18 protein-coding genes are annotated in these 22,920 nt (G+C 67.8%); 7 read left to right on the top strand and 11 right to left on the bottom strand.

Translation table 11 applies throughout. The features are described from left to right. Positions 1 to 6: 6 nt before the first annotated feature. The gene (locus tag ACZ50Q_RS16540; RefSeq protein WP_464078997.1) at positions 7 to 708 is read right to left on the bottom strand and encodes a hypothetical protein; all 702 of its coding nucleotides are present in this window, start codon (positions 706 to 708) and stop codon (positions 7 to 9) included. A 244-nt stretch (positions 709 to 952) separates the two neighbouring features. Between ACZ50Q_RS16540 and ACZ50Q_RS16535 the strand changes: the two genes are divergently transcribed. Further along, positions 953 to 1,867: an MBL fold metallo-hydrolase gene (locus tag ACZ50Q_RS16535; protein ID WP_464078996.1), complete on the top strand. Its 915-nt coding sequence runs from the start codon at positions 953 to 955 to the stop codon at positions 1,865 to 1,867. Here the strand turns inward: ACZ50Q_RS16535 and ACZ50Q_RS16530 are convergent. The 7 genes from ACZ50Q_RS16530 to ACZ50Q_RS16500 form a co-directional block, all read right to left on the bottom strand. Further along, positions 1,851 to 3,251, bottom strand: a complete 1,401-nt coding sequence (locus ACZ50Q_RS16530; protein WP_464078995.1) for a M20 family metallopeptidase — start codon at positions 3,249 to 3,251, stop codon at positions 1,851 to 1,853. The two genes, ACZ50Q_RS16535 and ACZ50Q_RS16530, sit on opposite strands and share 17 nt — an antisense overlap. Next, positions 3,248 to 4,228 carry an ABC transporter ATP-binding protein gene (locus ACZ50Q_RS16525; RefSeq protein ID WP_092575346.1) on the bottom strand — a complete coding sequence of 327 codons (981 nt, stop codon included), beginning with the start codon at positions 4,226 to 4,228 and terminating at the stop codon, positions 3,248 to 3,250. The genes ACZ50Q_RS16530 and ACZ50Q_RS16525 overlap by 4 nt, the downstream gene beginning before the upstream one ends. Next, on the bottom strand, positions 4,225 to 5,214 hold the full coding sequence (locus ACZ50Q_RS16520) for an ABC transporter ATP-binding protein (RefSeq protein ID WP_076521163.1): 990 nt from the start codon (positions 5,212 to 5,214) through the stop codon (positions 4,225 to 4,227). Before ACZ50Q_RS16520 ends, ACZ50Q_RS16525 begins: the two co-directional genes overlap by 4 nt. Before the next feature lie 2 nt (positions 5,215 to 5,216). Then, positions 5,217 to 6,134, bottom strand: a complete 918-nt coding sequence (locus tag ACZ50Q_RS16515; RefSeq protein WP_076521162.1) for an ABC transporter permease — start codon at positions 6,132 to 6,134, stop codon at positions 5,217 to 5,219. A gap of 1 nt (position 6,135) precedes the next feature. Then, a complete protein-coding gene (locus ACZ50Q_RS16510) occupies positions 6,136 to 7,053 on the bottom strand; it encodes an ABC transporter permease (RefSeq protein ID WP_464078994.1) in 918 nt (305 codons plus the stop codon). A gap of 63 nt (positions 7,054 to 7,116) precedes the next feature. Continuing rightward, the gene (locus tag ACZ50Q_RS16505) at positions 7,117 to 8,703 is read right to left on the bottom strand and encodes an ABC transporter substrate-binding protein (protein WP_464078993.1); all 1,587 of its coding nucleotides are present in this window, start codon (positions 8,701 to 8,703) and stop codon (positions 7,117 to 7,119) included. Between the two features lie 23 nt (positions 8,704 to 8,726). After that, the gene (locus tag ACZ50Q_RS16500; RefSeq protein WP_371466541.1) at positions 8,727 to 9,440 is read right to left on the bottom strand and encodes a GntR family transcriptional regulator; all 714 of its coding nucleotides are present in this window, start codon (positions 9,438 to 9,440) and stop codon (positions 8,727 to 8,729) included. A 235-nt stretch (positions 9,441 to 9,675) separates the two neighbouring features. Here ACZ50Q_RS16500 and ACZ50Q_RS16495 point away from each other — a divergent pair, with 235 nt between their 5' ends. The 3 genes from ACZ50Q_RS16495 (at position 9,676) to ACZ50Q_RS16485 (ending at position 13,091) form a co-directional block, all read left to right on the top strand. Continuing rightward, complete coding sequence (locus tag ACZ50Q_RS16495; RefSeq protein ID WP_464078992.1) at positions 9,676 to 10,872, top strand: pyridoxal-phosphate-dependent aminotransferase family protein; 1,197 nt, start codon at positions 9,676 to 9,678, stop codon at positions 10,870 to 10,872. A gap of 22 nt (positions 10,873 to 10,894) precedes the next feature. Continuing rightward, positions 10,895 to 11,953, top strand: coding sequence for a serine hydrolase domain-containing protein (locus tag ACZ50Q_RS16490; protein ID WP_076521158.1), 1,059 nt, complete (start codon positions 10,895 to 10,897; stop codon positions 11,951 to 11,953). A 127-nt stretch (positions 11,954 to 12,080) separates the two neighbouring features. After that, positions 12,081 to 13,091, top strand: coding sequence for an aldo/keto reductase (locus ACZ50Q_RS16485; protein ID WP_464078991.1), 1,011 nt, complete (start codon positions 12,081 to 12,083; stop codon positions 13,089 to 13,091). Positions 13,092 to 13,106: 15 nt separating this feature from the next. Here the strand turns inward: ACZ50Q_RS16485 and ACZ50Q_RS16480 are convergent, their stop codons facing one another. After that, complete coding sequence (locus tag ACZ50Q_RS16480) at positions 13,107 to 13,679, bottom strand: TetR/AcrR family transcriptional regulator (RefSeq protein ID WP_092575356.1); 573 nt, start codon at positions 13,677 to 13,679, stop codon at positions 13,107 to 13,109. 215 nt (positions 13,680 to 13,894) lie between these two features. On the opposite strand from ACZ50Q_RS16480, the gene ACZ50Q_RS16475 reads away from it, so the two are divergent. From ACZ50Q_RS16475 to ACZ50Q_RS16465, 3 genes are all read left to right on the top strand, one after another. Beyond that, complete coding sequence (locus ACZ50Q_RS16475; protein WP_092576230.1) at positions 13,895 to 15,070, top strand: efflux RND transporter periplasmic adaptor subunit; 1,176 nt, start codon at positions 13,895 to 13,897, stop codon at positions 15,068 to 15,070. A gap of 93 nt (positions 15,071 to 15,163) precedes the next feature. Beyond that, positions 15,164 to 18,313 (top strand): multidrug efflux RND transporter permease subunit, encoded by a 3,150-nt coding sequence (locus ACZ50Q_RS16470; protein WP_464078990.1) that lies wholly within the window; start codon positions 15,164 to 15,166, stop codon positions 18,311 to 18,313. Positions 18,314 to 18,316: 3 nt separating this feature from the next. Beyond that, a complete protein-coding gene (locus ACZ50Q_RS16465) occupies positions 18,317 to 19,753 on the top strand; it encodes an efflux transporter outer membrane subunit (RefSeq protein WP_464078989.1) in 1,437 nt (478 codons plus the stop codon). Between the two features lie 19 nt (positions 19,754 to 19,772). On the opposite strand, the gene ACZ50Q_RS16460 is transcribed toward ACZ50Q_RS16465, so the two are convergent. Continuing rightward, positions 19,773 to 21,113, bottom strand: a complete 1,341-nt coding sequence (locus ACZ50Q_RS16460; RefSeq protein WP_076521153.1) for an MFS transporter — start codon at positions 21,111 to 21,113, stop codon at positions 19,773 to 19,775. Between the two features lie 81 nt (positions 21,114 to 21,194). After that, positions 21,195 to 22,856 (bottom strand): GMC family oxidoreductase, encoded by a 1,662-nt coding sequence (locus tag ACZ50Q_RS16455; protein WP_464078988.1) that lies wholly within the window; start codon positions 22,854 to 22,856, stop codon positions 21,195 to 21,197. Between the last annotated feature and the right edge of the window lie 64 nt (positions 22,857 to 22,920).

The raw sequence follows: 22,920 nt of genomic DNA, 5'->3' as shown, positions 1-22,920 counted from the left end.
CGGTCTTCAGTCGATGACCTTGACGCCTGCGGCCCGCAGGCGTTTTTCGACGGCCTGGTATCCGGCCTGCGTCATGTCGGTCTTGCGGATGGCCTGGTCGCACGCCGCGCGGTCGTCGGGGCAGCCGGACTTTGCCGGCATGTCGCCCGCGACCACGAAGTAGTCGATGACGAACTGCGCGACGTGCTTGTTGGTGGGCTTGCCTTGCAGAAAGCCGGCGATGTCGGCGCGGAACGTCGCGACGGTCTTTTCAGCGACGGTCTTCCAGTCCTGGCATTGCGAGAACGTCACCACGCCCTCGGCCCACGCCAGCTTGCGGCACAGGAGCATCGCCTCGGCGGGCGCGACGCCCGCGGGCAGGGCGACGCGCACCGTGGCGCCGCTGGTGCCGGCGAAAGTGAGCACCCCGGCCTGCGCCGCGGCGGCATCGATCTTGGCCTTCAGCACGAAGGCTTCTTCGATCACGGCCGGCAATTGCTTTTTGGGGCCCGTCGCGTACATGTCGGAGACGACCTCGGCATCGACGCGGGCCAGGTCCATTTGGCGGCCCAGCAGGCGGCGCTCGGCCAGGAGCAAGCCATCGTGCTCTTCACGGATGGCGTATTCGAGCACGGCTTTTTCTTTGGCGCTGGGCGTGTAGGCGGCGTGGGCCAGCGAAGGCTGCAGGGCGCAGGCCGCGGCGGCGAGTGCGAGGGAAAGCGATTTCATGAAGGTTCGGCGGATGGTGAAAGGCCGCAAGCGTAACCGAGATTGCGCGACGTGATCACGGCTTGCCCGCGCGCATTGGTGCGCATCGCACAACATCGTGCTTCCGGCGCCGTGTCTACCGCGCGCACGGCCCCGGTCCTACGATGCCCTCACTGTCTCTTCCCTGCCTGAGGCCCCCATCAAGGATGCATGCGACCCCGGGGTGCCGCACGGCCTGTTCGCCCGCCATCAAGGAGCTTTCGCCATGTATTCCGCAGACACCCAGGATTCCATCACCCAGGAACCCATCGACCGGGTCCCGTCCCGCTACGCCGTGCAGATCGGCGACATCGACGCGCTGGTCGTCAGCGACGGCGTGCTGCCGCTGCCCACCTCAACCATGGCGACCAACGCCGATCCCGCTGACCTGGCCGTCTGGCTGGATCATATGTTCATGCCGCCGGACGCCTTCGACTGGCCGCTGAACGTGATGGTGGCGCGCAGCGGCGACCAGACCATTCTTATCGACGCGGGGCTGGGCGGCCAGTTCCCGGGCTTTCCGCGCGCGGGCATGTTCCCGCAACGGCTGGCCTCGGCCGGCATCCCGCTCGAAACCGTGACGGACGTGATCATTACGCACATGCACATGGATCACGTGGGCGGGCTGCTGGTCCCCGGCGTCAAGGAGCGCCTGCGCCCCGATGTGCGCATCCATGTGAATGCGACCGAGGTCGCGTTCTGGACCTCGCCGGACTTTTCTCAGACGGTCATGCCCAAGCCGGTGCCCGCGGTGCTGCGCTCGACCGCGACGAGCTTCTACGAGACGTACCGCGACCGGATCCGCGTCTTCGAGGACCGCCACGAAGTGGCCCCGGGCGTGACCGTGCGCCTGACCGGCGGGCACACGCCCGGCCACTGCGTGGTGGACCTGGTCTCGGGCGGCGAGCGCCTGACGTTTGCCGGCGACGCCGTGTTCCCCGTGGGCTTTGACCATCCCGAATGGCACAACGGCTTCGAGCACGACCCGGTGGAATCGGCCCGTGTGCGCTTTGCGCTCTTTAACGAACTGGCCGAAAACAAGGGCCTGCTCGTGGCGGCGCACCTGCCGTTCCCGTCCGTGGGACGGGTGGCGGTGGAAGGCGATGCGTTCCGCTGGGTTCCGGTCATCTGGGACTACTGATCGCGGGCGTATTCCCCGCGCCCAGATCCCAGTACAGCCCGGTCATCAGGCTGAGCGCCTGCCGCAGCAGTGCCGGCGGCAGGTGTTCGTTGGGCGCGTGCTGCGAGCAGCCGGGATAGGAGTGGGGCACCCAGATCGTGCGCAGGCCCAGCACGTCGGTGAAGATGTCGTTGGGCAGCGAGCCGCCCAGGTTGGGCAGCAGCGCGGCCTTCTGGCCCGACGTGCGTTCCAGCGATTCCACGGCCCAGCGCACCCAGGCGTCGTCGGGATCGATGCGCGTCGCGCGGAACATGGATTCGCGGGTCAGGGAGATCTTGACCATCGGAAAGCCGTGGCTGTCCAGGTGCCGGCGCAGGGCGGGGATGAGGTCGTCGGGGTCCACGCCCACCACGAAGCGCAACTGGCAGCGCGCCCAGGCGCGCGGCGGGATGGCATTGACGGGCGTGTCGGGGTTGCCGGTCTTGTAGGCCAGCACCTCGAACGAGCACCAGCCGAACACGCGCTCGGCGGGCGACAGGCCCGGTTCGCCCCAGTCGGGCTCGATGTCGGGGCCGTCCGCGCCGCCGTCGACTTCGCAGTCGGCGAGCGCGCGCCGCACGGCGGCCGGCAGCGCCTTGGGCACCCACTCGGGGATGAGGATCTTGCCGGTGGGCGAGGCGATGCTGGCGATCGCGTGGGCAAGCTGCAGGCCGGGGTTGGAAATCAGTCCGCCCCAGTTGCCGGAATGATGGCCGCCGGCGCGCGCCTCGATCGTGAGGTCGAAATTCAGGCTGCCGCGCGCGCCCAGGAAAATGGTGGGCCGATTGGCGCTCAGGCGCGGGCCGTCCGAGGCGATCAGCAGATCGGCCGCCAGCAGGTCCCGATGCTCGGCGCACAGTTCGCGCAGGCCCATGGAGCCGGTTTCCTCGCCCATCTCGATCAGGTACTTGGCGTTAAAGCCCAGCGCGCCGCGCGTTTCCAGCACCAGCCGCAGGGCCTCCATGTTGATGGTGTGCTGGCCCTTGTTGTCGGCGATGCCGCGGCCGTACCAGCGGCCTTCGGCCTCGGTCAGCGCCCACGGCGACAGGCCTTCCTTCCATTCGCGTTCCAGGCCCCGGATGACGTCGCCATGCCCGTAGCCCAGCACGGTGGGCAGGGCGGGATCCTCGATGCGCTCGGCATAGAGAAAGGGCGCCAGCGCCTTCGGATGCGTGAGGGTGCGGCAGGTAAAGCCCAGGGCCTCGAAGGCCGGGCGGATCTCGGACTCGAGGTAGTCCGCCAGCACGGCGGCGCGTTCCGGGTTCTGGCTTTCGGTGGGCAGCGCCAGCCGGCGCGCCAGCAATGCGCGGAAGGCGCCGGAATCAAAGCATTGTTCCGCCTGGGCGATGGCGTGTGCGCGGGTCATGGCTGGGTAACTCCCTGGGAAGTGGGGGTGACGGACGGATAGAGGTGGCAGGCGACGAGCGCGCCGTCGCGCTCGGCCAGCGCGGGGCGCTCGGTCTTGCATTGCGCCATGGCGTGCTGGCAGCGCGGATGGAAAGGGCAGCCGGAAGGCGGGTGCAGCGGATCGGGGAACGACAGGCCCAGGCCCATGTCGGGAATGCCCAGGCCGGGCTCGGGCGTCAGCACCGACGCCAGCAGCGCCTGCGTGTAGGGGTGGCGCGGGTCATGGAAGAGGCGGGCGGTGGGGGCCGATTCCACCACGCGGCCCAGGTACATCACGGCTACGTGGGTGGCGATGTGCTCGACCACCGCCAGGTTGTGGCTGATGAAGACATAGGTCAGGTTGAAGTCGCGCCGCAGATCCATCAGCAGGTTCATGATCTGCGCCTGCACCGACACGTCCAGCGCGGAGGTCGGCTCGTCGCAGATCACGATCTCGGGTTGCATCACCAGCGCGCGCGCGATCGCCACGCGCTGGCGCTGTCCGCCGGACAGTTGGCCCGGCGTGTTGTGGGCCAGCCGGGGCGGCAGGCCCACGCGCTCCAGCATGTCGATGGCCTTGTGCATCTTGGGATTGGGGATGCCATGCACCTCCAGCGGCAGGGACACGATGGAGGCGATGGAGCGGCGCGGGTTGAGCGACGAATACGGATCCTGGAAGATGGGCTGCACGCGCCGGGCCAGCGCGCGCCGGTCTATCTGGCGGATGTCCTGGCCTTCCAGGCGGATGGCGCCTTCGCTCGGTGGGGTCAGGCCCAGCAGCATGCGCGCCAGCGTGGACTTGCCGCAGCCGGACTCGCCCACGATGCCCAGCACCGCGCCGCGGTCCACGGCCAGGTCCACGCCATTGACCGCGTGCAGGGTGGCGCGCGGGCGGAACATCCCCGCGCGGACGGTGAATTGCCGGCTGACGGCGTCGGCTTGCAGCAGCGCGCTCATGCCGGCACTCCTTCGGCGCCCAGGATGCAGCGCCATTGCTGGCCAGTCGCCTGGCCGTGGACGGGAACCGCTTGCCTGCATTGCGGCTGGGCATGCGGGCAACGGTCGGCGAAGGCGCACCCGCGCAGCTCGCCCACCAGCGACGGCACGACGCCGGGAATGGTGCCCAGCGCCTGGCCGGGCGCCGTGCGACCGGGAACGGGAATACAGCCCAGGAGCCCCTGCGTGTAGGGGTGGTGCGGCGTGGCGAAGATGTCGGCCACGGGGCCTTCCTCGACGATCTGCCCCGCGTACATCACCGCCACCTGCCGCGCGATGCGCGCCACCACGCCCAGATCGTGCGTGATCAGCACCATCGCGATGCCCAGTTCGGCCTGCAGGTCGGCCAGCAGCCGCAGGATCTGCGCCTGGATGGTGACGTCCAGCGCGGTGCTGGGCTCGTCGGCGATCAGGAGCTCCGGACCGCACATCAGCGCCATCGCGATCATGACGCGCTGGCGCAGCCCGCCCGACAACTGGTGCGGATACTGCCCCAGGCGCTGGCCGGCCGACGCGATGCCGACCTTCTCCAGCAGCTCCACGGCCCGGTCGCGCGCCTGCTGGCTGCTCGCCTTGCGGTGGTGGATGTAGTGTTCGGTGAGCTGTTCGCCGATGGCGTAGGCGGGGTTGAGCGCCGTCATGGGCTCCTGGAAGATCATTGCCATCTTGCTGCCGCGCAGCGCGTTGATGCGCCGGCCGCGCGCCGTGGACAGGTCCTCGCCCAGCACCGCCAGCCGGCGCGTGCTGCGCCGGGCGGCCTTGGGCAAGAGGCCCATGATGGCCAGCGAGGTCATGGACTTGCCGCAGCCCGATTCCCCCACGAGGCACAGCGTTTCGCCGCGGCGGACCTGGAAGGACACGTCGCGCACCGCGTGCAGCGCGCCGCGCGGCGTGGCGATGTCGACCGTCAGGCCCTGGACGTCCAGGACGATATCCGTGCTGTTCATGCTCAGGCCCTCTCTTCAGGCGTCAGGAGTTGATGCAGGCCGTCGCCGGCCAGGTTGATCGCGAAGATCAGGAGCGCCAGGGCCGATCCCGGGATGGCGATCAGCCAGAACGAGAAGAACATGTAGGCCTTGGCTTCGGAGATCATCAGGCCCCAGGACGGCAGCGGCGGTTGCACGCCCAGGCCCAGGAACGACAGCGACGCCTCAAGCAGGATGGCGCTGGCCGCTTCCAGGGTGGCGATCACGATGAGCTGCGGCACCACGTTGGGCAGGACCTCGCCCCAGACGATGCGCCAGGTGCTGGCGCCCGCGGCCTGCGCCGCGGCCACGTATTCCAGCGAGCGCACCTGCTGCGTGGCGCTGCGCATCACCACGGCGTAGCGGTCCCATTTGAGCAGGCCCAGCACCAGGATCACCACCCACAGCGATCCGCCGACGATGGCCACGGTGGCCAGCGCCACCAGGATCACCGGCATGGACAGGCGCGTGGTGATGAGGAACGACACGGCCATGTCGACCTTGCCGCCGAAGTAGCCGGCGGCCATGCCCATCGCGGTGCCGATGAGCCCCGAGATGAGCGCCACGCTGATGCCGATCAGGAGCGAAATGCGCGCACCGTAGAAGAGCCGCGACATGTAGTCGCGCCCGAGCTGGTCGGTGCCCAGCGGGTGCAGCCAGGTGCCTTTTTCATACCAGACGGGCGGCGCGGTACGGTAGGCCAGGTCCTGGAAGTAGGGATCGTGCGGCGAGATCCATGGCGCCAGCAGCGCGATCAGCACGATGACGAGCAGGATGCCGCCGCCGGCCAAAAGCGCCTTGTTGCGGCGCAGCCGGCGCCAGCGCAGCGCGGAGGCGGACAGTTCCAGCGGCGCCGGGGCGGGCGCGCCGGGCGCGGAAGGAGTGAGGATAGGCGTGTTCATGTCAGGACACCCGGATGCGCGGATCGAGCCACGCGTTGGCCACGTCGCTGGCGAGCGTCAGCAACACGTACAGCACCGACAGCAGCAGCACGATGAGCTGCATGACCGGGTAGTCCTTGTACGTGATGCTCTGGTAGGCGAGGTACCCCAGGCCGTCCAGCGCGAAGATGGTCTCGATGACGACCGAGCCGCCCAGCAGGTAGCCCAGTTGCACCGCGGCCAGCGCCACGACCGGGACGATGGCATTGCGCAGGGCGTGCTTGAAGATGATCTTCCTGGCCGGCAGGCCCTTGGCCCGCGCGGTGCGGATGTAGTCGGCGCCCAGCACCTCGATCATCCCCGCGCGGATCAGGCGCATGAAGGCCGGCGCCACGTAGTAGCCCAGCGCGATCGCCGGCATGACGAAGTGCTGCCACGTGCCGCTGCCCGACACCGGCAGGATGCGCAGCGAAATGGAGAACAGCATGATCAGGATCAGCGCGAAGAAGAAATTCGGCAGCGCCTGGCCCAGCACGGCGATGGCCAGGCACAAGCGGTCGATCAGGCTGCCCTTGTACAGCGCGGCCAGCACGCCCAGCGGAATCGAGATCAGGAGCGCGAAGGCCAGCGCGGCCATGCCCAGCTTGAGCGTGGTGGCCAGCTTGGACAGGATCAGCGGTCCGGCCTCGGTCTTGAAGTACACCGAGGTGCCGAAGTCGCCCTGCAGGATGTGCCAGAGCCAGTCGGCGTACTGGACGATGATGGGCCGGTCCAGCCCGTAGGTCTTGCGGATCAAGTCGATGTCGGCCTGCCGCGCGCCTTCGCCGGCCAGGGCCAGCGCCGGATCGCCCGACAGGTGCAGCAGCAGGAACGCCAGGACGGACACGGTCAGCGCCACCAGGGCCGCCAGGCCCAGGCGCCTCAGCGTGAAATAAAGCATAGGACTACCTCTCTGTTCAGCAGCGCCGGGCAGGCATGGGGCCGGCCCGGCGCGGACCGCGCCTTACTTCCAGCTCATGTCCCAGAAGCGCACCAGCTCATCCGAGTAGGGCTTGAAGTTCACGTCCTTGGTGGCGACGTAGTAGGCGGGCAGCGTCCACAGCGGCACCGCGTAGGCCTTTTCCGCGATGATGTCCAGCGCCTCTTTGTAGGCTGCCTTGCGCGGCGCGAGATCGATCGTGTGGTCGCCCTTGTTGAGCAGGTCGCGCACCTTGGGATCGCGGGTGATGTCGTCGTTGCCGAAGGCGAAGTACACCGGCGTGGACGCGGACACGTCGTTGACCAGGTTCGAGCCCCAGGTCTGGTGCGTGAGCGACGCCTTGTTGGCGCGGATCATGTCGCGCATGGCGGCGTACTGCAGGAAGTTCAGCTTGGCCCGGATGCCGACGGCCTGCAGGTAATTGATGATGGCCTCGGTCTGGTTGCGCTCGCGGTAGGCCACGATGTCGATGTCAAAGCCATTGGGATAGCCCGCCTCGGCCAGCAGCTTCTTGGCCTGCGCCGGATCGTACTTGTAGGTCGGCGCGCCTTCCTGCGTGCAGCCGACCTGCGAGGGCGTGCAGATGGTATTGATGAGCCCGCCGCCTTCGCCCACGATGTTCTTGAGCATGGATTCGCGGTCGATCGCGTGGATGATGGCGCGGCGCACGCGCTCGTCCTTGAGCTGCGGCGCGGGCGTGCCCTCCAGGATGTTCATCTGCATGAACACGATGCGCATGGTGTTGCCCGTGACCATCTGCAGGTTGGGCATGCCGCCCAGCTGTTCGGCCTGGTCCTTGGGCACGCTCATGATCAGGTCTTCGCCGCCCGAGATCACTTCCGCCATCTGCGTCTGGCGGTCGGGGATGAAGCGGATGACCACCTTGCCGATCTTGGGCTGCGCCTTGGGCGAGTCCTTGAAATAGTCGGCATTGCGTTCCAGGGTGATGGACTTGCCGGGCTGGTAGTCCACCACCTTGTAGGGACCCGATCCGACCGGCTTGGCGTTCATGCCCTTGGGGCCGACTTCCTGGTAGTACTTGGCGGGATGGATGGCGGCCGTGGTGGACAGGTATTCCTTGGCGCCGGGGAAGGGCTGCTTGGTGGTCAGGCGCACCGTGTATTTGTCGATCTTCTCGACCTTGTCGATCCACGACACGTTCTGCTGCGTGACCGCCTTGTTCTTGGGGTCGGCCACGAAGTTCAGCGTGTACACGACCGAGTCGGCGTCGAACTCCTCGCCGTTGTGGAATTTGACGCCTTGGCGCAGCTCGAATTCCATGGTCTTGTCGTCGATCTGCTTCCAGCTCTTGGCAAGCTGGCCCTTGTACTCATTGGTGACGGGATCGCGGTAGAGCAGGGTGTCCCACACGTTGGCCGCGATGATGACGCCGATGCGCACGTTGTTGAAGTAGGGATCGACGCTTTCCGGCGCCTGGTCGTAGGCCATGCGCAAGGTGTCGTCTTTCTTGCCGGCAAGCGCCGGCTGGGTGGCCAGGGCGGCGCAGGCAAGCAGGGCGGCGGCCAGGGACTTGAGCGCAGGGATGCGGCGGGAGGACAGCGCGGGTGCAGCGGGGGTGAAGCGATAAGGTGTGAAGCGACAATCAGCCATGGTGAAGGCTCCTCTTGAAGACACTACATGTGTTGCGTATCTATCGTCTCGCTCCGGCTTTTGAGCGCCGCCTCGCATTTGCGCTGCAGGTGCTGCCGCATGATGGCTGCCAGCCGGTCCGCGTCACGCGCGGCCAGGGCCTCTGCCATTTCTATGTGTTCGCGCATCGCCAGATCCCATTTCTGGCGGTTTTCATTCGACACGAAGCGCAGGTTCTGAATTCGTGCGTTCTGCGCGTCGTAAAGCTGTTTCAGCAGGCTGTTGTGGGCAGCCAGGCTGATGCGTTCGTGGATTTCCCGGTTGATCCGGAAGTACGTCGGCAGATCGTGGCGGGCATGGCTGGCCATCATTTCGAAGGTCAGCGCGCGGATCTCCGCGATCTCCACGACCGAGGCGCGTTCGCAGGCCAGCCGGCAAGACATGGCTTCCAGGCCGCCGATGACTTCGAAGATCTCGCGGATGTTGGCCAGCGACAGCGCCACCACCTGCGCGCCGCGGTTGGGTTCGATCTGCACCAGGCCTTCGGCGGCCAGCAGGCGGAACGCCTCGCGCAGCGGCGTGCGCGACACGCCGAGCAGGTCGCACAGCGCGCGTTCGTTAAGCCGTGTGCCTGGCGGGAACTCGCCCTGGATGATGCGTTCGCGCAGCGCGCCCGCCGCCGTGCCCGCCAGGGTGCGGCCGTCGCCGGCGGCACGGGCCGCCGGTTGCGGCGCGGGATCGGGCGAGGCATCGGCCATCGCGTGATCCGGCAACAGGCTAGGATCGCTGCGCATTGGTATACAAAAATTCCCCTTGTTTTCGCAGACTATAAACCCGACTTCGTCTTCCCTCTGATGGGTGCATACCCTAGGTTATGCGGGCAAAAACAATGGGATAGAGTGGCGCATGCCGCATATCCGCCTGCCGGCAGCGCGCGGTTCGCCTGCCGCGTCACACTGGCTGGTATACAAAACATCCATTTTGGGGCCACGCATGCTCACGCTGAACACCCATCCGTCTGGCCGGCATTTCCTGCAGATTCCCGGACCCACCAACGTGCCGGACCGGGTGCTGCGCGCCATCGACCAGCCCACCATCGATCACCGCGGACCCGAGTTCGGGGCATTGGGGCGGGCGGTGCTGGCGGGCATCAGGCAAGTCTTCCAGACCGACGGCCCCGTCGTCATCTTTCCGGCCTCGGGCACCGGGGCGTGGGAGGCGGCGCTGGTCAATACGCTGTCGCCCGGCGATCGCGTGCTGATGGTCGAGACCGGCCATTTCGCCAGCCTGTGGCGCAAGCTTGCCGGGCGCCTGGGCCTGGACGTCGACAACATCGAAGGCGACTGGCGCCATCCGGTGGACCCGGACGCCATCCGCGCCCGCCTGGCCGACGACGCCCAGCACCGCATCAAGGCAGTCTGCGTGGTGCACAACGAGACGTCCACCGGTGTCACCAGCGACATCGCCGCGGTGCGCGCCGCCATGGACCAGACCGGGCACCCGGCGCTGCTGATGGTGGACACGATTTCGTCGCTGGGCTCCATCGACTACCGCCACGACGAATGGGGCGTGGACGTCACGGTGGCGGGCTCGCAGAAGGGGCTGATGCTGCCGCCCGGCCTGTCGTTCAACGCGGTGGGGCCGCGCGCGCTGGCGGCGGCCGAGACCGCCCGTTTGCCGCGGTCCTACTGGGATTGGCGCGAGATGCTGGGACCCAACGAGAAGGGCTATTTCCCCTACACGCCGTCGACCAACCTGCTGTATGGCCTGCACGAAGCGCTGGCGATGCTGCACGCCGAAGGCCTGCCGAGCGTGTTCGCCCGCCACGAGCGCCACGCCCGCGCCACGCGGCTGGCGGTGGCGGCCTGGGGGCTGGAGCTGCTGAGCCTGGACCCGGCCGCGCACAGTCCGGCGCTGACCGCCGTGCTGATGCCCGAGGGCCATGGCGCGGACGCGCTGCGCAAGGTGATCCTGGACCGCTACGACATGTCGCTGGGGCAGGGGCTGGGCAAACTCTCCGACCGCATCTTCCGCATTGGCCACCTGGGCCATTTCAACGATCTGACGCTGTGCGGCACGCTGGCCGGGGTGGAGATGGGGCTGGCCGCGGCCGGCGTCCCGCACCGCCCGGGCGGGCTGCAGGCGGCCATGGAATTCTTGTCCCGCGCGCCGGAACGCGCGGCGGGCTGAACCAATCACTACGAGGGAACCGATGAATACGCTCATGCAGCAGGCGATCCAGTTCGCCAATGACCACGAATCGCCCTGGGACCGCAGCGTCAAGGGCAATTTCGGCGTGCACCTGAATGATCCGCCGCCCTGGAACCGCCTGCTCGGCCCCATCCATGACCGCGGGCCGGTGTCCGGCGTGGTCGTGGTGGACGGCAAGACGGTGGCCGCCTGGGGCGAGCCCGACCGCGCCGACCTGACCTTCAGCGTCGCCAAGCTGTACCTGGCCATCCTGGCGGGCGTGGCCCATGACCGCGGCCTGCTGCCCGACGTGGACGAACCCGTGGGCAAGCGCGTGCCGGGCATCGGCTTTGACGAAGGCCGCAACGCGTCCATCACCTGGCGTCACCTGTTGCAGCAGACCAGCGAGTGGGAAGGCGAACGCTTCGGCGTGTCGGACCAGGCGGACCGCTACCGCGCCGTCACCTTCGGCGTGCCGCCCGACGGCAAGAAGGGCGATGCGCGCCCGTTGCAGACGCCCGGCACGTACTGGGAATACAACGACGTGCGCATCAACCAGCTGTCGTATGCGCTGCTGCACCTGTTCAGGAAGCCGCTGCCGGAGGTCTTCCGCGAGGCGGTCACGCGCCCCATCGGCTGCAGCGAAGACTGGCAGTGGGTGGGCTACGACAACGCCTGGGTCGAGATCGACGGCCAGCGCATGCCGTCCGTGCCGGGCGGGTCGCACTGGGGCGGCGGCATGTCCATCAGCGCCAACGACCAGGCGCTGATCGGCCAGATGCTGCTGAACGACGGCCAGGCCAATGGGCAGCAGATCCTGTCGCGCGAATGGCTGCAGGCCATGCGCACGCCGTGCGACATCGCGCCGTACTACGGCTACCTGATCTGGCTGAACCACGAGGGCAAGGTGTTTCCCAGCGTGCCGTCGTCCAGCTTCTTCGGGGTCGGCGCGGGCAGTTCCTTCACGTGGGTGGAGCCGGAGCGCAAGATGGTGGTGATCGTGCGCTGGCTCAACTCGGCGCATGCGGATGCGCTCTTCGGCAAGATCCTTGCCGCGGTGGATGCTGGCGCGGGGGTCTGACACCTCGCAAAGCCCGGCGCGCCGCGCGGGTTTTGCGGCGTGTCAGGATTTTTCGGGCAAGATGTGGCGTTCGGCCGCGCTGCGGCGCGGCCACGCCTGACCTCTTCATCCGATCAAGGAACACGCCATGAATTACCGCCGACTGGGAACCAGCAATCTCCGGGTATCGCCGCTCTGCCTGGGCACCATGATGTTCGGAGAGCAGACGCCCGATGACGAGGCCGCGCGCATCGTCGCGTCGGCGCGCGACCATGGGCTCAATTTCATCGACACGGCCGATGTCTACAACGAGGGCCGTTCGGAAGAGGTGGTTGGCAAGCTGCTCAAGGGCCAGCGCCACGACTGGGTGCTGGCCAGCAAGATCGGCAATCCCGTCGGCAAGGGGCCGAACCTGGCGCATTACTCGCGCCAGTGGCTGATCCGCGGGGTGGAGCAGAGCCTGTCGCGCATGGGCACGGATTTCATGGACATCCTGTACCTGCACCGCGACTACCACGAGGAAAACCTCGAAGAGGCGCTGTGGGCGCTGGGCGACCTGATCCGCGCGGGCAAGCTGCGCAGCTTCGGCCTGTCGAACTTCCGGGGCTGGCGCATCGCCGAAGTGATGCGCCTGTGCGAAAAACTCGGCGTGCCGCAGCCGGTGGTGTGCCAGCCTTACTACAACATGCTGAACCGCGGACCGGAGGTCGAGATCCTGCCGGCCTGCAAGCATTACGGGCTGGGCGTGGTGCCGTACAGCCCGATCGCGCGCGGCGTGCTCACGGGCAAGTACCTGCCGGGCCAGGCCCCCGCGGCGGATACGCGCGCCGGGCGCGGCGACCGCCGCATCCTGGCCACCGAATTCCGCGAGGAGTCGCTGCAGATCGCGCAAAAGCTCGTCCAGCACAGTGCCGCGCGCGGCGTGCAGCCGGGGCATTTCGCCACCGCCTGGGTGCTGGCCAATCCCGTCGTCACGGCCGTCATCGCCGGCCCGCGCACGCTGGCGCAGATGGACGACTACTACGCGGCGCTGGACGTGACGATCACGCCCGAGGACGAGACCGTGGTGAACGACTGGGTGACGCCGGGCCACGCGTCCGCGCACGGCTACAACGATCCGAACTATCCGTTTTATGGGCGTCCGGTGACGGCTGTGTAGCGGTCAACCCCGCGATCAGCCCCGCGCCGCCGAGGGCTCGGCGGCGATGCCGTGCAGCATCATCTGTTCGGCGACCTGGGCGATCCCCATGCGGGCGATGCGCCCGCGCCGCTCGGCGTCCACCATGCTGGTGATGACGGCAATCAAAAGTTCGCTGAGCGCGGCGGCGGTCATGTCCACGCGGAAGACGCCTTCGCGCTGGCCTCGCAGGAAAAACGCGTCCAGCGTTTCCTGATACCCGGACCAGCTGTTCATGATGTCCGGCTCCAGTTCGGTGTCGGGCTTCCAGTTGTAGATCAGGAACGCGGTCAGCTCCTTGTGCGCCAGATGCTGTTCGATCAGGCTGCGCAGCGCCGCGCGCGGCGGGGCGGTCTCCAGATGCGAATCCGCCAGCGCCTGCTTCATGACGTGCGCGCAGTGCGTCATGAGCCGCAACACCAATTGGTCCCGTGTCTTGCAGAACCGGTACAAGGTCGCCTTGCTGACGCCGACCGCCTTGGCCAGTTCCTGCAGCGTCGCGCGCGGCTGGTCCACCATGGCAAGCGCCAGCGCGACGAGCAGCCGTTCGTGGCCGGCTTCTTCAGACATTGCTTCCTCCCCGTTTGTGCTTATCCCTTGGGCCGGTATTGGATCATGGTCGATTCACTTTGTACAAACTTTGGTCATTTGATCAAGTAAAGACTTGTTATTGGTCAAAATAAGTCTACATAGCCGCAAATGAATCATTATTGATTCAAATCATCCTTTAAGGTAGCATCGGCGTCTCTTTGAATTCAAGACGCGGTGCGCGGGGGATGTGAATGATGTGGAACAAGGCATGGCGACTGCCCCTGGCGGCGTTGGCGGCGGCAACCTTTCTGGCCGCGTGCGGCGGGAAGGAGGGCGGCGAGCCGCAGGCGGCCGGACCGCGTCCGGTGAAGGCGCTGGCGGTGCAGCCCCAGCGTTACGCACTGACCAGCGAACTGCCCGGCCGGGTCGAGCCCATGCGCGTGGCCGAAGTCCGCGCCCGCGTGGCCGGCATCGTACTCAGCCGGGATTTCGAGCAAGGCGCCGACGTGAAGGCGGGCGACGTGCTGTTCCGCATCGACCCGGCGCCGTTCAAGGCCGCGTTGTCGCGCGCGCAGGGCGAGCTGGCCAAGGCCGAGGCCGCCGTGTCCGACGCGCAGGCCGTCGTCAGGCGCTACGCGCCGCTGGTCAAGATCGAAGCCGTCAGCCAGCAGGACTTCGATACCGCCAACACCACGCTCAAGAGCGCGCTGGCGGCCCGCCGCTCGGCCCAGGCCGACGTCGAGACCGCGCGGCTGAACCTGGACTACGCCACCGTGAAGGCGCCCATCTCGGGCCGCATCGGGCGCGCGCAGGTGACCGAGGGCGCGCTCGTGGGCCAGAACGAAGCCACCGTGATGGCGACGATCCAGCAGCTCGATCCGGTCTACGTGGACTTCAACCAGCCCGTGGCCGACATGCTGCGCATGCGCGCCGCCATGCAGGACGGCCGCCTGGGCGCGGGCGAGGGCGCCAGCATCTCCATCACCATCGACGGCACCGACCAGCAGCGCGAAGGCCGTCTGCTGTTCTCGGACATCGCCGTGGACCGCGGCACGGGCCAGGTCGCGTTGCGGGGCGAGTTCGCCAATCCCGACGTGTTGCTGTTGCCCGGCATGTACGTGCGCGTGCGCACGCAGCAGGGCGTGGACCCCGAAGCGATCCTGGTGCCCCAGCGCGCCGTCACGCGCAGCACCGATGGCAAGCCGCAGGTGCTGGTGGTGGGGGCGGATGACGTCGTGGAGAGCCGCGCGGTGCAGACCGGCACGATGCGCGGCGGCGATTGGCACATCACCGAGGGACTGGCGCCGGGCGACCGCGTCATCGTCGGGGGCGCGAGCGGCGCCGTCCCCGGCCAGAAGGTCAGCGTGACGCCCGTGAACCCGGCAAAGCTGGCCGCCGCCCGCGATGCCGCAGTGCCTGCCGCGCAATGAGCGGGCTGTGTGATCGGCCTCTGTTTGATCGGCTATTTGATCGGCCTGTGTAAGCAGCCTGTGATGCATCGCGCGCAAACCCGAAGGTAGAACATGTCCAAGTTTTTCATTGGCCGCCCCAATTTCGCCTGGGTGGTGGCCATTTTCATTTCGCTCGCCGGCCTGCTGGCGATTCCGTCGCTGCCGGTGTCGCAGTTTCCGGTGGTGGCCCCGCCGCAGGTGACCATCGCGGCCACCTATCCCGGCGCGTCCGCGACCGTGCTGGTCGATTCGGTGACCAGCGTCATCGAAGAGGAGCTGAACGGCGCGAAGAACATGCTGTACTACGAGTCGTCCAGCAGTTCCAGCGGCAGCGCGGAAATCACCGTCACGTTCGAGCCAGGCACCGATCCGGACCTGGCGCAGGTGGACGTGCAGAATCGCATCAAGAAGGCCGAGGCGCGCCTGCCCACGGCCGTGACGCAGCAGGGCCTGCAGGTCGAGCAGGCCAGTTCCAACTTCCTGATGATCTATGCCCTGACGTACAAGGGCGATGACGCGAACAAGGACGTGGTGGGGCTGTCCGACTACGCCGCGCGCCACATCAACAACGAGATCCGCCGCGTCGACGGCGTGGGCAAGGTGCAGTTCTTCGGGGCCGAAGCCGCCATGCGCGTCTGGATCGACCCGCAGAAGCTGCTGGGCCTGGGCCTGTCCGTGGCGGACGTCAACGCGGCCATCGCCGCGCAGAACGTGCAGGTGCCGGCCGGCAGCTTCGGCAGCCGTCCCGGCGCGCCCGAACAGGAGCTGACCGCGACCCTGGCCGTCAAGGGCACGCTGGACAATCCCGAGGAGTTCGGCCGCATCGTGCTGCGCGCGAATCCGGACGGCTCGTCCGTGCGGCTGGCAGACGTGGCGCGGCTGGAAGTCGGCCGGCAGAGCTATGACTTCGAAACGCGCCTGAACGGCAGGAAGTCGGTCGGCGCGGCGGTCCAGCTTGCGCCGGGCGCCAACGCCATCGACACCGTCAAGGCGGTGAAGGCCCGGTTGCAGGAACTGTCGGCTTCGTTCCCCGAGGACGTGGCCTATTCGGTGCCGTTCGACACCTCCAAGTTCGTCAGCGTGGCGATCACGAAGGTGGTGCACACGCTGCTGGAAGCGATGGTGCTGGTGTTCCTGGTGATGTTCCTGTTCCTGCAGAACTTCCGCTACACGCTGATCCCGACCATCGTGGTGCCGGTGTGCCTGCTGGGCACGTTTGCGGTGATGTCGGTGCTGGGCTTCTCGGTGAACATGATGACGATGTTCGGCATGGTGCTGGCCATCGGCATCCTGGTGGACGACGCCATCGTGGTGGTCGAGAACGTGGAGCGGATCATGGCCGAGGAGGGGCTGTCGCCCCGCGAGGCCACGGTCAAGGCCATGGAGCAGGTGTCCGGCGCCATCGTCGGCATCACGCTGGTGCTGTCGGCGGTATTCCTGCCGCTGGCGTTCATGAGCGGGTCGGTCGGCGTCATCTACCAGCAGTTCTCGCTGTCGCTGGCGGTGTCGATCCTGTTCTCGGGGTTCCTGGCGCTGACGTTCACGCCCGCGCTGTGCGCCACGTTCCTCAAGCCTATCCCGAAGGGCCATCACGAGGAAAAGAAGGGGTTCTTCGGCGGGTTCAACCGCGTCTTCAACCGCCTGACGGGCCGCTTCGAGGCGCTGAACTCGCGGCTGGTGCGCCGCACCGGCCGCTACATGGTCATCTACGTCGCCATTGTCGCGGTGCTGGCCGTGCTGTACGTGCGCGTGCCGGAATCCTTCGTGCCGCCGGAAGACCAGGGGTATGTCATCGTCGACGTGCAGTTGCCGCCGGGCGCGACCCACATGCGCACCGACAAGGTGGTGGCGGACGTGGAGCAGCACCTGTTGTCGCTGGACGCCATGGGCGACGCCTTCACCGTGATGGGATTCAGCTTTTCGGGCACCGGCCAGAACGCGGGCATCGCGTTCCCGACGCTCAAGGACTGGTCCGAGCGCGGCGAGGGCCAATCGGCCACCGACGTGGCCGACAGCGTGAACGCGCGCTTCGCGGCGATCGACGACGGCGCGGTCATGGCCGTCAATCCGCCGCCCATCGACGGGCTGGGCAATTCGGGCGGCTTCGCGCTGCGGCTGCAGGACCGCGGCGGCCTGGGTCGCGCGGCGCTGACCGACGCCCGCAACCAGTTGCTGGCGCAGGCCAACAGTTCGCCCGTGATCGCCTACGCCATGATGGAAGGCCTGGCGGATGCGCCGCAACTGCGGCTGGACATCGACCGCGAAAAGGCCGAGGCGCTGGGCGTGGGGTTCGACGTGATCAGCACGGCGATCTCGTCCGCTTACGGGTCGGCCACGATCAATGACTTCGCCAATGCCGGCCGCCTGCAGCGCGTGGTGGTGCAGGCCGACGTGCGCGACCGCATGACGCCCGAAAGCATCCTGCAGCTGAACGTGCCGAACAAGACGGGCGGGATGGTGCCGCTCAGCGCGTTCGTCAAGACGGACTGGGAGACCGGGCCGGTGCAGATCTCGCGCTACAACGGCTATCCGGCCTTCAAGATCGCGGGCGACGCGATGCCGGGCAGCAGCACCGGCGAGGCGATGGCCGAAATCGAGCGCATCGTGGCCGGACTGCCCGAGGGCATCGGCTACGAGTGGACGGGCCTGTCGTACCAGGAGAAGTTCGCCGGTTCGCAGGCGCCCATGCTGTTCGCGCTGGCGTTCCTGGTGGTGTTTTTGCTGATGGTTGCGCTGTACGAAAGCTGGGCGATTCCGGCTTCCGTGATGCTGATCGTGCCCATCGGCGCCCTGGGCTCGGTGCTGGCGGTGACCTTGCTGGGCATGTCGAATGACGTGTACTTCAAGGTGGGCCTCATCACCATCATCGGCCTGGCGGCCAAGAACGCCATCCTGATCGTGGAGTTTGCCAAGAGCCTGCGCGAACAGGGCCACACGCTGGCCGACGCCGCCATCCAGGCCGCCAAGCTGCGCTTTCGGCCCATCGTGATGACGTCGCTGGCGTTCATCCTGGGCGTGGTGCCGCTGGCGCTGGCCACCGGCGCGGGCGCGGCCAGCCAGCGCGCGCTGGGCGTGGGCGTGATCGGCGGGATGCTGACCGCCACGCTGCTGGGCGTGATCTTCGTCCCCATCTTCTTCGTGTGGGTGCTGTCGCTGGTGCAGCGCTGGCGGGGCAAGTCCTCGCCGGCATCCGCCGCCGCGCCGCGCACGGTGCAGGAGTAATCCATGATGCAGACCTTCTTTCCCTTGCGGATTTCCGCGCTGGTCCTTGCCGCGGCGCTGGCCGGTTGTTCGATGGCCCCGGTCTACGAACGCCCGGCCTCGCCGGTAAGCGAGCACTGGGGCAACGCCACGTCCGGCCCCGGGCCCTCGGCCGCGGCGACGCTCGGCTGGCAGTCCTTTGTCACCGACGAGGCCTTGCGCAAGCTGGTGGAACTGGCGCTGGAGAACAACCGCGACCTGCGCCAGTCGCTGCTCAATATCGAAGCGGCCCGCGCGCAGTACCAGATCACGCGCGCGGACCGGCTGCCGACCCTGGACGCGCAGGGCACGGGCACGCGCCAGCGCGTGCCGGGCGACCTGAACACCACCGGCACGTCCGGCGTGCAAAGCAGTTACCAGGCCGGCGTGGGCCTCACGGCGTTCGAGATCGACCTGTTCGGGCGGGTGCGCAGCCTGTCCGATGCGGCCCTGCAGGAGTTCCTGGCGACCGAGGCCACCGCGCGCAGCGCGCAGATCAGCCTGGTGGCCGAGGTGATCCAGGCCTACGTGGCCCGCGACAGCGCGCAGCGGCGCCTGGACGTCACGCGCCAGACGCTCGCCAGCCGCGAGGCGTCGCTGGAACTGATCGTCAAGCGCCGCCAGGCGGGCACGGCCACCGCCCTGGACTACCAGGAGGCGCTGGGCCTGACCGAACAGTCGCGCGCCGAACTGGAACGCATGGACCGCGAGGTCCGGCAGGCCGGCAACGCGCTGGGCCTGCTGGTGGGCGTGCGCGACCTGTCTCCCTATCTGCCCGCGCGCACGGCGGATGCGCCCATGCTGGTGCAGGAGATCGCGGCGGGTGCGCCGTCGGACCTGCTGGAGAACCGGCCGGACATCCTGGCCGCCGAGCGTCAGTTGCAGGCGCGCAATGCCAGCATCGGCGCGGCGCGGGCGGCGTTCTTTCCCAGCATTTCGCTGACCGGCCTGTTCGGCAGTTCCAGCGCGGACCTGTCGGGCCTGTTCGACTCGGGCCAGCGCGCCTGGTCGTTCACGCCGCAGATCACGCTGCCGATCTTTGCCGGCGGGCGCAACGTCGCCAATCTGGATCTGGCGACCGTGCGCAAGGACATCGCCGTGGCCGAGTACGAAAAGACCATCCAGACGGCGTTCAGGGAGGTGTCCGACGCGCTGGTGGCCACCGAAACGCTGCGGCGCGAAGAGGCCTCGCGCCGCGCGCTGGCGCAGTCCAGCCTGGTCGCGATGCGCCTGTCGGAGGCGCGCTACCGGGGCGGCGTGGACAGCCATCTGCGCTATCTGGACGCGCAGCGCAGCGCGTACACGGACCAGATCGCCTACATCGACGTCAGTGCGCAGCGCCAGGCGGCGCTGGCGACCCTGTTCAAGGCGCTGGGCGGCGGCTGGCCGGCCCAGCAGCCGCCGCAGGCCGCGCGGGACTGAGGCGCGGCCGGCCTTCCGGCTACGCCTTGCGCAGACCGGCCGCCTGCATGGACGGCTGGTTGGCGCCGTCCAGCTCGGCCGGCTGCCTGCCGCGGCCGATCAGCCAGGCGCACACCGCCGACACCACGCCCGCGAACATCACGTACAGGCAGATCAGCCAGGGCTGGCCGCCGCCTGTCTTGAGCAGCGCCGTGGCGATGATGGGCGTGATCCCGGAGGCGAAGATGCCGGAGAACTGGTAGACGAAGGAAATGCCGGTGTAGCGCACCTTGGCGTCGAAAAGCTCGCAGAACAGCGCGGCCTCCGGCCCGTAGACGGCGGCGTACAGGATGCCGAACGGGATGATGATGGCCAGCCAGATCAGCATCACGTTGCCGCCGCTGTTGATCATCATCCAGAACCCCGGAAAGGACGCGGCCGCGGTGATGAGCGAGCCCCAGAAATACACGCGGGTGCGCCCGATGCGGTCGGACAGCCGGCCAAAGAACGGGATGAAAAAGCACATGACCAGCGCCGCGGCCATCACCCCGATCAGCGCCTCGGTCCGCGTGATCTGCACGGTCTGCGTCAGGAACGAGATCGAGAACACGCCGAACACGTTGAAGAACACGCCGTCGATGTAGCGCGCGCCCATGCCCTTGACCACGTTGCCCGGATAGCGCCGCATCATGTCCATGAAGGGGATGCGGCTCTCGGCGTTCTGCGCCTTGACCGCCGAGAACTCCGGCGTTTCCTTGATGTTCAGCCGGATGTACATGCCCACGGCCACCATGACGGCCGACACCAGGAACGCGACGCGCCAGCCCCAGGCCATGAACTGCTCGTCGGTCAGCAAGACGGACAGCAGCGCCACGGTGCCGGACGCCAGGCACAGCCCGATGGCCAGGCCGATCTGCGGCAGCGACGCGTAGAAGCCTTTCTTGTCGGGCGGGGCGTATTCATACGCCATGAGCACCGCGCCGCCCCATTCGCCGCCCAGCCCGATGCCCTGGAACACGCGCAGCAGGAGCAGAAGAATGGGCGCCCAGACGCCGATGGTCTCGTAGGTGGGCACCAGGCCGATCAGGAAAGTGGCCACGCCCATGATCATCAGCGTCATCACCAGCATGCTCTTTCTGCCGATGCGGTCGCCGAAATGGCCGAAGATCAGCCCGCCCAATGGCCGCGTGACGAAGCCGACGGCAAAGGTCGTATAGGCCAGCATGGTGGAAACCAGCGGGTCGCCTGCCGGAAAGTACAGCTTGTTGAATACGATGCCGGCGACGACGCCATACAGGAAAAAGTCGTACCACTCGATGGTGGCGCCGATCAGCGAGGCGGTGACGACTTTGCGCACCGCCGCTTCGTTTTGCTTGGCCATGTCTAGTCTCCTTTGGTGGGTCGGCCGGGCAATCTGCGTTGCCGCGGACCGGGTCTGTCTGCGATATGCGATATGCGATTCCTATCCTGGGTCCGTCATTGCCATGCGGGCCGGCGTGCGCACGGCCTGCGCACGCGCCTGGCGCGCGTCTTGCAGCATGAAATCCGCCGCGCGCTCGGCCAGCATCACGACGGGCGCGTTGGTGTTGCCCGACACCAGCGTGGGCATGATCGAGCAATCCACCACGCGCAGCGCCGACACGCCGTGCACGCGCAGCCGCGCGTCGACCACGGCCATGGGATCGCTGCGCGGCCCCATCTTGGCCGTGCCCGACGGGTGGAAGATGGTGGCGCCGTATTCGCGGCAGAAATGCAGGATCTCGTCGTCCGAACGCATGTCCGCGCCGGGGCGGAACTCGCGTTTCATCAGGCCGGCCAGCGGCTCGGTCGCGGCCAGCCGGCGCGCATAGCGCACGGCGGCGACGGCCATGCGGCGGTCCAGGTCCGTCGACAGGTAGTTGGGCTGCATCGACGGCGCCTCGAACGGATCCGCGCTGCGCAGGCGCACGCGTCCGCGCGAGGTCGGGCGTAGCTGGCATACGGAATAGGTGCAGCCCGAGAACGGATGCACCTTGCCGCCGGCCATGTCGGCCGACAGGGTCGCAAAATGGAACTGGGTGTCGGGCGTGCGGCTGGCCGGATCGACCCGGCAGAACAGGCCGCCCTGGTTGATGCCCACGGCCAGCGGGCCGCTGCGCAGCAGCAGCCATTGCAGCCCCATGCGCAGGCGTCCGGTCAGCGTGCGCAACTGGTCATTGGTGGTGATGGGCCGGGTGGTCTCGTAGATCAGGCGGATCTGCAGGTGGTCCTGCAGGTTTTCGCCCACGCCGGGCAGGTCGCGCACCACGCCGATGCCGAATTCGCGCAGCAGGCCGGCCGGGCCCACGCCCGAAAGCTGCAGCAATTGCGGCGATTGCAGCGCCCCGGCGCACAGCACCACTTCGCGCCGCGCGCGCAGCGTGCGCACCTGGCCACCCTGGCGGTAGCGCACGCCGCAGGCGCGGGTGCCCTCGAACAGCACGGCCATGGCGTGCGCGTCGGTCTCGATGCGCAGGTTGGGCCGGTCCTGCGCCGGACGCAGGTAGGCCACGGCGGTGGAGCAGCGGCGGCCGCGGCGCGTGGTGAGCTGGTAGTAGCCCACGCCCTCCTGATCGCCGGTATTGAAGTCGCGCAGGTGCGGGATGCCCAGTTTCCCGGCGGCGCCGATCAGCGCTTCGACCAGCGGGTGGGGCGTCTTGATGGACGTGGCGTTCAGCGGGCCTTGCGTGCCGCGGGTCGGGCCGGGGCCCAGGTCGTTGTTTTCGAGCTTGCGGAACCAGGGCAGGCAGTCGTCCCAGCTCCAGCCCGGATTGCCGGCGTCGGCCCAGGCGTCGTAATCGCCCTGCTGGCCGCGGATGTAGATGAGGCCATTGATGGCGCTGGAGCCGCCCAGCGTGCGTCCGCGCGGCCAGTAGATGCGGCGGCCCAGCATGTTCGGATCGGGGTCGGTGTAGAAGCCCCAGTTCACGACCTTGTGGAACATCGTCTTGCCGTAGCCGATGGGGATATGAATCCACGGATAGGTATCCTGGGGGCCGGCTTCCAGCAGGCAGACGGCATGCGCGCCGTCCGCGCTCAACCGGTTCGCCATCACGCATCCGGCCGAGCCGGCGCCCACCACGATGTAATCGACGGTATCGGACATTTCCACGCGGTCTCCCTTATATTTGTCCGGCAGGGCCGCGGTCCGCGCTACGCCATGCGGACCG

The sequence above is a fragment of the Achromobacter sp. T5-5 genome (assembly GCF_055397965.1).
This window is presented reverse-complemented; position numbering and strand designations above follow the sequence as displayed.

Excerpts from the sequence above, each read along its gene's own strand:
- ACZ50Q_RS16540 (WP_464078997.1), bottom strand. The coding sequence starts at position 708 with ATGAAATCGCTTTCCCTCGCACTCGCCGCCGCGGCCTGCGCCCTGCAG.
- ACZ50Q_RS16535 (WP_464078996.1), top strand. The coding sequence starts at position 953 with ATGTATTCCGCAGACACCCAGGATTCCATCACCCAGGAACCCATCGAC.
- ACZ50Q_RS16530 (WP_464078995.1), bottom strand. The coding sequence starts at position 3,251 with ATGACCCGCGCACACGCCATCGCCCAGGCGGAACAATGCTTTGATTCC.
- ACZ50Q_RS16525 (WP_092575346.1), bottom strand. The coding sequence starts at position 4,228 with ATGAGCGCGCTGCTGCAAGCCGACGCCGTCAGCCGGCAATTCACCGTC.
- ACZ50Q_RS16520 (WP_076521163.1), bottom strand. The coding sequence starts at position 5,214 with ATGAACAGCACGGATATCGTCCTGGACGTCCAGGGCCTGACGGTCGAC.
- ACZ50Q_RS16515 (WP_076521162.1), bottom strand. The coding sequence starts at position 6,134 with ATGAACACGCCTATCCTCACTCCTTCCGCGCCCGGCGCGCCCGCCCCG.
- ACZ50Q_RS16510 (WP_464078994.1), bottom strand. The coding sequence starts at position 7,053 with ATGCTTTATTTCACGCTGAGGCGCCTGGGCCTGGCGGCCCTGGTGGCG.
- ACZ50Q_RS16505 (WP_464078993.1), bottom strand. The coding sequence starts at position 8,703 with ATGGCTGATTGTCGCTTCACACCTTATCGCTTCACCCCCGCTGCACCC.
- ACZ50Q_RS16500 (WP_371466541.1), bottom strand. The coding sequence starts at position 9,440 with ATGGCCGATGCCTCGCCCGATCCCGCGCCGCAACCGGCGGCCCGTGCC.
- ACZ50Q_RS16495 (WP_464078992.1), top strand. The coding sequence starts at position 9,676 with ATGCTCACGCTGAACACCCATCCGTCTGGCCGGCATTTCCTGCAGATT.
- ACZ50Q_RS16490 (WP_076521158.1), top strand. The coding sequence starts at position 10,895 with ATGAATACGCTCATGCAGCAGGCGATCCAGTTCGCCAATGACCACGAA.
- ACZ50Q_RS16485 (WP_464078991.1), top strand. The coding sequence starts at position 12,081 with ATGAATTACCGCCGACTGGGAACCAGCAATCTCCGGGTATCGCCGCTC.
- ACZ50Q_RS16480 (WP_092575356.1), bottom strand. The coding sequence starts at position 13,679 with ATGTCTGAAGAAGCCGGCCACGAACGGCTGCTCGTCGCGCTGGCGCTT.
- ACZ50Q_RS16475 (WP_092576230.1), top strand. The coding sequence starts at position 13,895 with ATGTGGAACAAGGCATGGCGACTGCCCCTGGCGGCGTTGGCGGCGGCA.
- ACZ50Q_RS16470 (WP_464078990.1), top strand. The coding sequence starts at position 15,164 with ATGTCCAAGTTTTTCATTGGCCGCCCCAATTTCGCCTGGGTGGTGGCC.
- ACZ50Q_RS16465 (WP_464078989.1), top strand. The coding sequence starts at position 18,317 with ATGATGCAGACCTTCTTTCCCTTGCGGATTTCCGCGCTGGTCCTTGCC.
- ACZ50Q_RS16460 (WP_076521153.1), bottom strand. The coding sequence starts at position 21,113 with ATGGCCAAGCAAAACGAAGCGGCGGTGCGCAAAGTCGTCACCGCCTCG.
- ACZ50Q_RS16455 (WP_464078988.1), bottom strand. The coding sequence starts at position 22,856 with ATGTCCGATACCGTCGATTACATCGTGGTGGGCGCCGGCTCGGCCGGA.